Origin of the sequence: Acidovorax sp. CF316 (genome assembly GCF_000276605.1) — a bacterium.
Lineage (GTDB): Bacteria > Pseudomonadota > Gammaproteobacteria > Burkholderiales > Burkholderiaceae_C > Acidovorax.
Genome location: NZ_AKJX01000268.1, coordinates 22,861 through 34,046 on the forward strand (window position 1 = coordinate 22,861; position 11,186 = coordinate 34,046).

10 protein-coding genes are annotated in these 11,186 nt (G+C 66.7%); all 10 read left to right on the forward strand.

Translation table 11 applies throughout. The features are described from left to right. The first annotated feature begins 43 nt into the window (after positions 1-43). Complete coding sequence (slmA, locus tag PMI14_RS30060; RefSeq protein WP_007860869.1) at positions 44-706, forward strand: nucleoid occlusion factor SlmA; 663 nt, start codon at positions 44-46, stop codon at positions 704-706. 212 nt (positions 707-918) lie between these two features. After that, positions 919-1,653: a TetR/AcrR family transcriptional regulator gene (locus PMI14_RS30065; protein WP_007860871.1), complete on the forward strand. Its 735-nt coding sequence runs from the start codon at positions 919-921 to the stop codon at positions 1,651-1,653. A gap of 4 nt (positions 1,654-1,657) precedes the next feature. Next, positions 1,658-3,454: an acyl-CoA dehydrogenase C-terminal domain-containing protein gene (locus PMI14_RS30070; RefSeq protein WP_007860872.1), complete on the forward strand. Its 1,797-nt coding sequence runs from the start codon at positions 1,658-1,660 to the stop codon at positions 3,452-3,454. A gap of 53 nt (positions 3,455-3,507) precedes the next feature. Next, positions 3,508-3,954 carry a DUF2147 domain-containing protein gene (locus tag PMI14_RS30075; protein WP_007860874.1) on the forward strand — a complete coding sequence of 149 codons (447 nt, stop codon included), beginning with the start codon at positions 3,508-3,510 and terminating at the stop codon, positions 3,952-3,954. 90 nt (positions 3,955-4,044) lie between these two features. After that, the gene (locus tag PMI14_RS30080; RefSeq protein ID WP_007860875.1) at positions 4,045-6,468 is read left to right on the forward strand and encodes a 3-hydroxyacyl-CoA dehydrogenase/enoyl-CoA hydratase family protein; all 2,424 of its coding nucleotides are present in this window, start codon (positions 4,045-4,047) and stop codon (positions 6,466-6,468) included. Positions 6,469-6,485: 17 nt separating this feature from the next. Next, positions 6,486-7,001 (forward strand): DUF4442 domain-containing protein, encoded by a 516-nt coding sequence (locus PMI14_RS30085; protein WP_007860876.1) that lies wholly within the window; start codon positions 6,486-6,488, stop codon positions 6,999-7,001. A gap of 14 nt (positions 7,002-7,015) precedes the next feature. Then, a complete protein-coding gene (locus PMI14_RS30090; RefSeq protein WP_007860877.1) occupies positions 7,016-8,215 on the forward strand; it encodes an acetyl-CoA C-acyltransferase in 1,200 nt (399 codons plus the stop codon). 196 nt (positions 8,216-8,411) lie between these two features. Beyond that, positions 8,412-9,299: an alpha/beta fold hydrolase gene (locus PMI14_RS30095; protein WP_007860878.1), complete on the forward strand. Its 888-nt coding sequence runs from the start codon at positions 8,412-8,414 to the stop codon at positions 9,297-9,299. A gap of 27 nt (positions 9,300-9,326) precedes the next feature. Beyond that, on the forward strand, positions 9,327-10,205 hold the full coding sequence (locus PMI14_RS30100; RefSeq protein ID WP_007860879.1) for an acyl-CoA thioesterase II: 879 nt from the start codon (positions 9,327-9,329) through the stop codon (positions 10,203-10,205). A 97-nt stretch (positions 10,206-10,302) separates the two neighbouring features. Then, positions 10,303-11,079 carry an enoyl-CoA hydratase gene (locus PMI14_RS30105; RefSeq protein WP_007860889.1) on the forward strand — a complete coding sequence of 259 codons (777 nt, stop codon included), beginning with the start codon at positions 10,303-10,305 and terminating at the stop codon, positions 11,077-11,079. Positions 11,080-11,186: the final 107 nt, after the last annotated feature.

An 11,186-nucleotide genomic window follows, 5' to 3' on the forward strand; every position in this document is an offset into this window, starting at 1 on the left:
GCCGGGCCGCCAGCCCTGCATGCCCTCCATTCCTTTCTTGCGCATGTCCGATCTTTCGCCGCTTCCCGAGCCAGCCAGCACTGCCGACGCAGAAGACAGCCCTGCGGCGCGCAAACGGCCCAAGCCCGGAGAGCGCCGGGTGCAGATCCTGCAGATGCTGGCCACCATGCTGGAGCAGCCGGGAGCGGAGCGCATCACCACTGCGGCGCTGGCGTCGCGCCTGTCCGTCAGCGAGGCCGCGCTCTACCGCCACTTCGCCAGCAAGGCGCAGATGTTCGAGGGCCTGATCGATTTCATCGAGCAGTCGGTCTTCGCCCTGGTGCAGCAGATCACCGGCCGAGAGGTTCCCGACCCGGCCCAGCCCGCCGACGTGGGTCGGCGCCAGGCGGCCCGCATCGTCGCCGTGCTGCTGCAGTTCGGCGAGCGCAATCCCGGCATGGTGCGCGTGATGGTCGGCGATGCCCTGGTGTTCGAGCACGAGCGCCTGCAGCAGCGCATGAACCAGTTCTTCGACCGCATCGAGTCCACGCTGCGCCAGTGCCTGCGGCCTGCCAATGCGGACTCGGCCACGCCGACCGTGGACGCCCAGGTGGCTGCCAGCGTGCTCACAGCTTTCGCGCTGGGGCGGCTGCAGCGCTATGCGCGCTCGGGCTTTCGCCGCATGCCCAGCGAGCACCTGGACGCCAGCCTGGCCTTGATGCTCTAAGAGTGAATGTGTTTGCGCGCTAGGAGCCGGCCCTAGCGGCTCCCTTTTGCCGCAGGCCGCCCGGGCCTGCGTGCTTCTCTCCAGCCCCCGCGCGCGGCGGGTCGCTGCCATGCAACAAAGTTTTGGTACGGTCTCCCTATTTTTGGAGAGGCCTTTGGTGGGCGGGCAAATTTGCTGCAGAATAGTACGAACGTTCGTTTTTATTTGCCCGCATGCCCGCCATCCCCGACTCTACTCCGGTCACCCGCATCCCGCGCCCCCGCACCGGCACGGGTCGTGCCCTGCAAAAAGGCCAGCAGACCAAGGCGGTCATCGTCGAGGCGGCGCTGGGCCTGGCCACGCACATCGGGCTCGAGGGCCTGTCCATCGGCGCCTTGGCCGATGTCACGGGCATGAGCAAATCGGGTGTGTTCGCCCACTTCGGCTCGCGCGAGGAACTGCAGATCTCCGTGATCCGCGAATACCACACCCGCTTCGAGCAGGAGGTGTTCTACCCCGCCATGTCGGCGCCGCGCGGCGTGGCGCGCCTGAGCGCGCTGTTCGACAACTGGATGAAGCGCACCTCGATCGAGATCGATTCGGGCTGCATCTACATCAGCGGTGCGGTCGAATTCGATGACCGCAACGGCCCGGTGCGCGACGCGCTGGCCAGCTCGGTCCTCACCTGGCTGGCCGCCATGCGCCGCGCCATCGAGCAGTGCAAGGAGTGCGGCGAGTTGCGCCCGGACACCAACGAGGAGCAGATGCTCTTCGAGATCCACGGCCTGATCCTCGCACTGCACTACGAAGCGCGCTTCCTGCGCACCCCCGGCTCCATGGCGCGCTCCGTCACGGGCTTTCAGAACATCCTGGCGCGCTACAGCGCACCACGCACCCCGGTGGCCGCAGCCGCACCCGCTGCTGCACGCCGCAAAGTTTCCAACCAAACCACCATCTCCAAGGAGTAACCCCATGCCCAGCTATACGCCGCCCCTGCGCGACATGCAATTCGTCATGCACGAAGTGCTCAAGGTCAGCGACGAACTCAAGGCCCTGCCGGCCCATGCCGAGGTGGATGTGGACACCATCAATGCCGTGATCGAAGAGGCGGGCAAGTTCGCTGCCGAGGTTACCTTCCCGCTGAACATCAGCGGCGACACCGAAGGCTGCGTGCTGGACAAGGCCACCCACGAAGTGAAGACCCCCACGGGCTTCAAGGCCGCCTACGCCAAGTACGTAGAAGGCGGCTGGGCTGCGCTCTCCTGCGACCCCGCCTACGGCGGCCAGGGCCTGCCCTTCGTGCTCAACCAGTGCCTGTACGAGATGATGAACTCGGCCAACCAGGCCTGGACCATGTACCCCGGCCTGTCGCACGGCGCCTACGAAGCCCTGCACGCGCACGGTACCGACGCGCAGAAGGCCCTGTACCTGCCCAAGCTCACCAGCGGCGAGTGGACCGGCACCATGTGCCTGACCGAACCGCATTGCGGCACCGACCTGGGCCTGTTGCGCACCAAGGCCGAACCCCTGGCCGACGGCACCTACAAGATCACCGGCAACAAGATCTTCATCTCGGCTGGCGAGCACGACATGGCCGCCAACATCGTCCACCTGGTGCTGGCCCGCCTGCCTGATGCGCCCAAGGGCAGCAAGGGCATCAGCCTGTTCGTCGTGCCCAAGTTCAACATCCAGGCCGACGGCTCTCTGGGCGAGCGCAACCCGATCTTCTGCACCGGCCTGGAGCACAAGATGGGCATCCACGGCAATGCGACGGCGCAGATCGCCATCGATGGCGCCATCGGCACGCTGGTAGGTCAGCCCAACAAGGGCCTGGCCGCCATGTTCGTGATGATGAACGCCGCCCGCCTGGGCGTGGGCAACCAGTCGCTGGGCCTGACCGAAGTGGCCTACCAGAATGCCCTGGCCTACGCCAAGGACCGCATCCAGATGCGCAGCCTGTCGGGCACCAAGGCCAAGGACAAGGACGCCGACCCCATCATCGTGCACCCCGACGTGCGCAAGATGCTGCTCACGGCCAAGGCCTACGCCGAAGGCGGCCGTGCACTGCAGATCTTCTGCACGCTGCTGCTGGACAAGGCCCACGGCCACGCCGACGAAAAGGTGCGCAAGGACTCCGAGGAACTCGTGGCCCTGCTCACGCCCATCGTCAAAGCCTTCATCACCGACAACGGCCACATCGCCACCAATGCGTGCATGCAGGTCTTCGGCGGCCATGGCTTTATCAAGGAATGGGGCATGGAGCAGTACGTGCGCGACAACCGCATCAACATGATCTATGAAGGCACCAACACCATCCAGTCGCTGGACCTGCTGGGCCGCAAGATCCTGGGCAACAACGGCGCCTCGCTCAAGAAGTTCGGCAAGCTGGTGGGCAAGCTGGTGGAAGAAGAAGGCGTGAACGAGAAGATGGCCGAGTTCATCAACCCCGTCGCCTACCTGGCCGACCAGATGACCAAGTTCACCACCGAGATCGGCTTCAAGGGCCTGCAGAACCCCGACGAAGTGGGCGCTGCCGCCGTGGACTACCTGCGCGTGGCCGGCCACCTGGTGTTCGGCTACCTGTTCGCCCGCATGGCCCAGGTGGCCCTGCGCGAGATCGCCGCCGGCAACACCGACCCCTTCTATGCCGCCAAGCTGCAGACCGCGCGCTTCTACTTCGCCAAGCTCTTCCCCGAGACGGCGACGCTGATGCGCACGGCCCGCGCCGGCAGCAAGGTGCTGATGGACACCGACCTGGCCCTGGCCTGATCGGCGCCCCCGCCAGCGGATCCCGACCCCTCAGCCACGGAGCAGCCACCACCATGGTCAATGCAGCAACCACCGCAGCCGTTCTCTTGTTCGCCGCCGCCGCGGCACCGGCCTGGGCGCAGATGACGCCCGAAGGCCTGTGGCGCAACATCGACGACAAGACCGGCGAGGCCAAGGCCGAGATCCGCATCCGCGATGCGGGCGGTGGCGCCCTGAACGGCGTGCTCGAAAAGCGCCTGTCCAAGGACGCCAAGCCCGACGAGGTCTGCGACGAGTGCAGCGATGACCGCAAGGGCAAGCCGCTCGTGGGCCTGGAGCTGATCCGCGGTGCCAAGAAGGCTGAAGGCAAGGACGTGTGGGAGGGCGGCAAGATCCTCGACCCCGAGAACGGCCGCAACTACACGCTGCGCATGACGCCTGTCGAGGGCGGCAAGAAGCTCGAGGTGCGTGGTTCCTTCGGCCCCTTCGGCCGCACACAGACCTGGGTGCGGGTGCAGTAAACAAGACAACAGCATGCACCGGCCACGCCGGGTGCAGGCAACAACGAGGGCCGGGCGCCGCGTCGCCGTCGTCCTCATGGAGAAACACCGATGTCAAGATTCCAAGTGAAGAAAGTCGCCGTGCTCGGCGCGGGCGTGATGGGCGCGCAGATCGCTGCGCACCTGGTCAACGTCAAGGTGCCCGTGGTGCTGTTCGACCTGCCGGCCAAGGAAGGCCCGAAGAACGGCATCGTCACCAAGGCTGTGGAAGGCCTCAAGAAGCTCAAGCCCTCGCCCCTGGGCGTGGCGGACGACGCCGCCCTGATCGGCCAGGCCAACTACGAAGAGCACCTGGAGCAATTGCGCGACTGCGACCTCATCATCGAGGCCATCGCCGAGCGCATGGACTGGAAGCTCGACCTGTACAAGAAGATCGCGCCCTTCGTCGCGCCGCATGCCATCGTGGCATCGAACACCTCGGGCCTGTCGATCACCAAGCTCTCCGAGGCCCTGCCCGAGAGCATCAAGCCGCGTTTTTGCGGCATCCACTTCTTCAACCCACCGCGCTACATGGTGCTGGTGGAACTGATCAACACGCCCACCACCTCGCCCGAGGTGCTCGACCAGCTCGAAGCCTTCGTCACCAGCGGCCTGGGCAAGGGCGTGGTGCGCGCGCACGACACCCCCAACTTCGTGGCCAACCGCGTGGGCATCGCCGGCATGCTGGCGACCATGAAGGAAGTCGAGAACTTCGGCCTCTCCTTCGACGTGGTGGACGACCTCACGGGCAAGAAGCTTGGCCGTGCATCGAGCGGCACCTTCCGCACCGCCGACGTGGTGGGCCTCGACACCATGGCCCACGTCATCAAGACGCTGCAGGACAACTTGGACGAGAACAGCGACCCGTTCTACGCCAGCTTCGGCACCCCCGCCGTGCTCAAGAAGCTGCTGGAATTGGGCAACCTGGGCCAGAAGGCCAAGGCCGGTTTCTACAAGAAGGTCGGCCGCGACGTGCTGCGCTTCGACCTCGAGAGCGAAGAGTACGTGCCCGGCGGCCAGAAGGCCGACGAGGTGTACGGCCGCATGCTCAAGAAGCCTGCCGCCGAGCGCCTGCGCCTGCTGCGCAATTCTGAAGGCGCGCAAGGCCGCTTCCTCTGGGCCATCCTGCGCAACAGTTTCCATTACGCCGCCGTGCACCTGGCCACGATTGCCGACAACGCGCGCGACGTGGACCAGGCCATGCGCTGGGGCTTCGGCATGAAGCAGGGCCCCTTCGAGTTGTGGCAGGAAGCCGGCTGGCTCGACGTGGCGAAGATGATCCAGGAAGACATCGACGCCGGCAAGGCATTGAGCAAGGCGCCGCTGCCCGAGTGGGTGTTCAAGGGCCCCGTGGCCGAGGCCGGTGGCGTGCACACCGCCCAAGGTTCGTGGAGCGCATCGGCGCAGAAGTTCATCGCACGCCGCGCACTGCCGGTGTACGAGCGCCAGCACTTCCCCGAAAAGCTGCTGGGCGAGACCTCGCTGCCCGACTTCACCACCGCCGGCACCACGCTGCACGAGGATGATTCCCTGCGCGTGTGGACGCTGGAGGGTGCAGACCGCGCTCCCGGCACCGGCGTCGTGATCGCCAGCATCAAGACCAAGATGCACGCCATCAGCCCCGACGTGGCCGAAGGCCTCACGCTGGCTGTGGACCTGGCCGAGAAGGACTACGAAGGCCTGGTGATCTGGTCGGGCGACGAGCCCTTCAGCGCCGGCGCCGACCTGCAGGCCATGCTGCCCGCCTTCATGGTGGCCGGCGTGAGCGCCATCGAAGGGGCCGAGGCCGAACTGCAGAACACCATGCTGCGCATCCGCTATGCCAACGTGCCGGTCGTCGCTGCCGTGCGCGGCCTGGCGCTGGGCGGTGGCTGCGAACTGGCCGTGCACTCGGCGCGCCGCGTGGTGCACATGGAAAGCTACATCGGCCTGGTGGAAGTCGGCGTGGGCCTGGTGCCCGGTGCCGGCGGCCTGACCTACATCGCGCGCCGCGCTGCGGAGAACGCCGCCACCTCCACGGGCAAGGACATCCTGCCCTTCCTGACCGAAGGCTTCACGGCTGCCGCGATGGCCAAGGTGGGCACCAGCGCGCTGGAATCGCGCAAGCTCGGCTACCTGCTCGAGAGCGACGTGATCGTGCCGCACAAGGACGAACTGCTCTATGTGGCCATCAACGAAGCCAGGTCCCTGGCCAAGGGCGGCTGGCGCGCGCCTGCCAAGCGGCTGTTCCCGGTGGCCGGCCGCAGCGGCATCGCCACCATCAAGGGCTCGCTGGTCAACATGCGCGACGGCGGCTTCATCAGCCAGCACGACTTCCACATCGCCGGCCTGATCGCCGAAGTGGTCTGTGGCGGCGACGTGGATGCCGGCACCCTGGTGAGCGAGGAGTACCTGATGGCGCTGGAGCGCAAGGCGTTCTGCGCCCTCATCGAGCACCCCAAGACGCAGGAGCGCATCCTGGGCATGCTGTCCACCGGCAAGCCGGTGCGCAACTGACCAAGCCCTTGTCCACCATGAGCGAAACCACCCGCCCGCCGAACAAGCTGCAGCGCTCGCTGATGCGGCTGGACGAAGCCCCGGCCTTCATGCGCGGCTTCGTGCAGAACATCATCCTGCGCCGCGCCGTGCCCTTCACGGGCACGGCCGGAGTGCAGTTCGTGTCGCTCACGCCCGAGCGGGTCGAGGTGCACCTGGCCAACGAGCGCCGCGTGCAGAACCACATCGCTGGCGTGCACGCCTCGGCCATGAACCTGCTGGCCGAGACGGCCACCGGCATGGTCGTTGGCATGAACGTGCGCGACGACTGCCTGCCGCTGGCCAAGGAGTTCAGCATGGCCTTTCGCAAGCGCGCCACGGGTGGCCTCAAGGCCGTGGCCGTGCTCAGCGCCGAGCAGCGCGCAGCCATGCAGGCCAGCGACAAGGGCGAGGTCCAGGTCACCGTCACCGTGACCGATGAGGCTGGCGCCGAGCCGGTCGAATGTGCATTTACGTGGGCCTGGATTTCCTCCAGCCGCCCCGCCAAGAATTGAAGGAGTTCACCACCATGGCCAAACAAGTCCAGGAAGCCTATATCGTTGCTGCCACGCGCACGCCCATCGGGCGCTCGCACCGCGGCTTCTTCCGCAACACCCGGCCCGACGACCTGCTGGCGACCACGCTCAAGGCAGCGCTGGCCGCGGCGCCCGGTCTCGACCCCAAGGCCATCGAGGACATCATCTGCGGCTGCGCGATCCCCGAAGCCCAGCAGGGCCTGAACGTGGCGCGCATCGGTGCCGTGCTGGCCGGCCTGCCCACCAGCGTGGGCGGCATCACCGTCAACCGTTTCTGCGCATCGGGCCTGTCTGCGGTGCAGATGGCGGCCGACCGCATCCGCGTCGGCGAAGCCGACGTGATGATCGCTGCCGGCGTGGAAAGCATGAGCATGGTGCCCATGATGGGCAACTCGCCCTCGCTGTCGCCCTCGATCTTCGAGCGCGAAGGCGACGTGGGCATTGCCTACGGCATGGGCCTCACGGCCGAGAAGGTGGCCCAGCAGTGGAAGGTCAGTCGCGATGCGCAGGACCAGTTCGCGCTGCAGTCGCACCAGAAGGCCCTGGCCGCCCAGCAGGCCGGTTACTTCGCCGACGAGATCACCTCCATCGAAGTGACCGACCGCACGGCCAACCTGGAAACCGGCGAGTCGATCGCCAAGAGCCGCACCGTGAGCCTGGACGAGGGCGCCCGCCCCGACACCACGCTCGAAGGCCTGGCCAAGCTGAAGACCGTGTTCGCCGCGCGCGGCTCCGTCACCGCCGGCAACAGCTCGCAGACCAGCGACGGCGCCGGTGCGCTGATCCTGGCCAGCGAGGCCGCCGTCAAGCGTTTCGGCCTGACGCCGCTGGCGCGGTTCGTGAGCTATGCCTCCAAGGGCGTGCCGCCGCACATCATGGGCATCGGCCCGATCGAGGCGATCCCGGCGGCCCTGCGCTATGCGGGCCTGAACCAGCAGGACATCGACTGGTTCGAGCTGAACGAAGCCTTTGCGGCGCAGTCGCTGGCGGTGATGAACACGCTGGGCATGGACCCTTCCAAGGTCAACCCCATGGGCGGCGCGATCGCGCTGGGGCACCCACTGGGTGCGACGGGCGCGATCCGCTCGGCCACGGTGGTGCATGCGCTCAAGCGCAACAAGCTCAAGTACGGCATGGTCACGATGTGCGTAGGCATGGGCCAAGGCGCCGCCGGCATATTTGAATCTGTTTGAGGCTACTGCGCGGCCTTCAGGCGTCGTTGGGCGGTGCTCGGAATCCTCACGTACAGGAAGTACGTTGCGGTTCCTGTGCTCCGTTCGCCTAGCCTGAAGACCGCTCGCTACGCCCTTGAGGGCGGGGTGTGAAGAGCGGGATTGTTTGAAGTGTTTCCATCGAGCCGGCGCAGATCGGTCTTTACAGGAGACGGACATGGACAAGCAGACTTTGCAGGTGACGGACGCGGTGTCTTTGGCGCTGCGCGTGTACGAACCCGAAGGTGGGGCTGGCGCCGCGCGCGCCAGTGTCGTGATCGGCGGGGCCATGGGGGTGCGGCAGGCGTTCTACGAGGCGTTTGCGCGCTGGCTGGCGCAGCAGGGGTTTCGGGTCACGACGTTCGATTACCGCGGGCATGGGGATTCGCTGAAGGGCCGTATGCGGGCCGTGAAGGCGGATCTGTTCGATTGGGCGCAGGACTACGAGGCCGTGATTTCAGCGGCCAAGGCTGCGCTACCGGCGTCCCCGCTGTACCTGCTGGGGCACAGCCTGGGGGCGCAGCTGCCGGGGCTCTTGCGCAACCCGGCGCAGGTCGACGGGCTGCTCAGCATTGCCGCAGGCAGTGGCTACTGGCGCGACAACGCGCCGCAGCTCAAGCGCATCGTGCCGTATTTCTGGTGGGTGCTGGTGCCGCTGGCCACGCGGCTGTGCGGGTACTTTCCCGGGCGCACGCTCAAGAAGGTCGGCGATCTGCCGGCCGGCGTGATCCTGCAGTGGCGGCGCTGGTGCCTGAACCCCGCCTACAGCGTGGGGGCCGAAGGGGCTGCCGTGGCGCAAAGCTATGGGGCGGTGCGCTTTCCGGTGCTGGCCCTGTCGATGAGCGACGATGAGCTCATGACGCTGCGCGGCACGCACAACCTCGTCAACCTGTATGCCAACACCGAGCGCCGCGTGGAGAGCATCACCCCGGCAGACCTGCATGTGCGCCGCATCGGGCACTTCGGCTTCTTTCGCGACCAGTTCAGCGGCAATCTGTGGCCGCGCGCGGCGGCCCTGCTGTCCGGGTTCGGCGCTGCGGCAACAGTCACCGGCACGACGGTGTAGTCCGGCAATTCGCGGCACACTCAGCGCATGACCCGCAGCACCCAGACCCCGCAAGGCAGCGACAACCCTCCTGCTGCCGCCGCCGCCCCCCACCCGCTCGACGAGGCCCTGCAGCTGTCCGCCAGCGCCGATGTCCCGGGGCAGTACCAGGGGCAGACCCATCCTGGCTACTGGAACATGGTTGGCCCGTTCGGCGGTGTCACGGCAGCCACCTTGTTGAAGGCCATCCTGCAGCACCCGGACCGGCTCGGCGACCCCCTGTCGCTCACGGTCAACTATGCGGGCGCACTGGTGGAGGGCGCCTTCACCATCCAGGCCGTGCCCGTGCGCACCAACCGCTCCACCCAGCACTGGACACTGTCCATCCTGCAGGCCGATGCCGAGGGTGCGCTGGTGGTCACCACCACCGGCACGGCAGTGACGGCCGTGCGCCGCGAGACCTGGAGTGTGGGCGACCTGCCCATGCCCGAGGTGACGCCGCCTGCCGAGCTGGCGCCCATTGCCCGGCAGGGGGTGGAGTGGATCAACCGCTACGAAATGCGCCCTTTGAAAGGCCCCATCCCCAATACCTGGGATGGCAGTGGCGACCACAGCACCACGCAGTTGTGGATGCGCGATGCGCCACCGCGGCCGCTGGACTTTTTGTCGCTCGCCGCCCTGGCCGATGTGTTCTACCCGCGTGTCTGGCTGCGCCGCGCGCGCCGCGTGCCGGCCGGCACGGTGTCCATCACCGTGTACTTCCATGCCAGTGCCGAGCAGCTTGAGGCCACTGGCACGGGCCACCTGCTGGGCCAGGCCCGGGGCCAGGAGTTCCGCAACGGCTTCTTCGACCAGACCGCCCAGTTGTGGAACGAGGCCGGCACCATGCTGGCCACGAGCCACCAGATCGTTTACTACAAGGAATGATGGATGGAAGGCCGGCAGGGGACCAGCATCCTTCGCCTGCCGCATCATCCGTCCTTCGATGCCCGATTCATCATCCCAAACCCCCGAGATTCCAGCCATGACTGCATCCACCCAAGACATCCTCGTCCACACCGAAGCCGGTGTCACCACCATCACCTTCAACCGGGTGGACAAGAAGAACTCCATCACCACCACCATGTACGCCGCCATGGCCGATGCACTGGTTGCCGCCGAGGCGGACGCTGCCGTGCGCGTGGTGGTGTTCCAGGGCGATGTGGCGATCTTCAGCGCCGGCAACGACATCGGTGACTTCTTGCAGCAACCGCCCGCCACGCAGGACTCGCCCGTGTTCCGCTTCCTGCACGGCATCGCCGCCTTCCCCAAGCCCCTCATCGCGTCCGTCTGCGGCCCGGCCGTGGGCATCGGCACGACCTTGCTGTTCCACTGCGACCTGGTCTACGCCGGTGACAACGCGGCGTTTTCCATGCCCTTCGTGAACCTGGGCCTGTGCCCCGAGGCGGCGTCGAGCCTGCTGGTTCCACAGATGATGGGCTACCACCGTGCGGCCGAGGCCCTGCTGCTGGGCGAGCCTTTCATGGCCGAAGCGGCCTTGGAAGTGGGCCTGGTGAATCGCGTGGTGCCTCCCACGGAATGCAATGGTGTGGCGCAGGCACAGGCGAAGAAGCTGGCGGCCAAGCCCTTGTCTGCGTTGATCGAGACCAAGCGCTTGATGAAGAAGGGGCAGACGCAGCCGGTGCTGGAGCGCATGGGCGAGGAGGGCGCGAGCTTTGGGCGCATGCTGCGGGAGCCGGCTGCTCGGGAAGCGTTCTCGGCGTTCATGGAGAAGCGCAAGCCTGACTTCAGCAAGGTTTGATTTTTTTGATGGTGGTTGCTTCTCTTCTTTGTTGAAGGGCGGAGGCCGGGATGTGCGCCCGGCGGCGCAGTAACTTTCTCTTGCGTCGCCAAGAGAAAGTCACCAAA

What these genes read in the sequence shown, in the direction of transcription:
- PMI14_RS30095 (WP_007860878.1), top strand. Translation starts at nt 8,412, where the DNA reads ATGGACAAGCAGACTTTGCAGGTGACGGACGCGGTGTCTTTGGCGCTG.
- PMI14_RS30100 (WP_007860879.1), top strand. Translation starts at nt 9,327, where the DNA reads ATGACCCGCAGCACCCAGACCCCGCAAGGCAGCGACAACCCTCCTGCT.
- slmA (WP_007860869.1), top strand. Translation starts at nt 44, where the DNA reads ATGTCCGATCTTTCGCCGCTTCCCGAGCCAGCCAGCACTGCCGACGCA.
- PMI14_RS30080 (WP_007860875.1), top strand. Translation starts at nt 4,045, where the DNA reads ATGTCAAGATTCCAAGTGAAGAAAGTCGCCGTGCTCGGCGCGGGCGTG.
- PMI14_RS30075 (WP_007860874.1), top strand. Translation starts at nt 3,508, where the DNA reads ATGGTCAATGCAGCAACCACCGCAGCCGTTCTCTTGTTCGCCGCCGCC.
- PMI14_RS30065 (WP_007860871.1), top strand. Translation starts at nt 919, where the DNA reads ATGCCCGCCATCCCCGACTCTACTCCGGTCACCCGCATCCCGCGCCCC.
- PMI14_RS30085 (WP_007860876.1), top strand. Translation starts at nt 6,486, where the DNA reads ATGAGCGAAACCACCCGCCCGCCGAACAAGCTGCAGCGCTCGCTGATG.
- PMI14_RS30070 (WP_007860872.1), top strand. Translation starts at nt 1,658, where the DNA reads ATGCCCAGCTATACGCCGCCCCTGCGCGACATGCAATTCGTCATGCAC.
- PMI14_RS30105 (WP_007860889.1), top strand. Translation starts at nt 10,303, where the DNA reads ATGACTGCATCCACCCAAGACATCCTCGTCCACACCGAAGCCGGTGTC.
- PMI14_RS30090 (WP_007860877.1), top strand. Translation starts at nt 7,016, where the DNA reads ATGGCCAAACAAGTCCAGGAAGCCTATATCGTTGCTGCCACGCGCACG.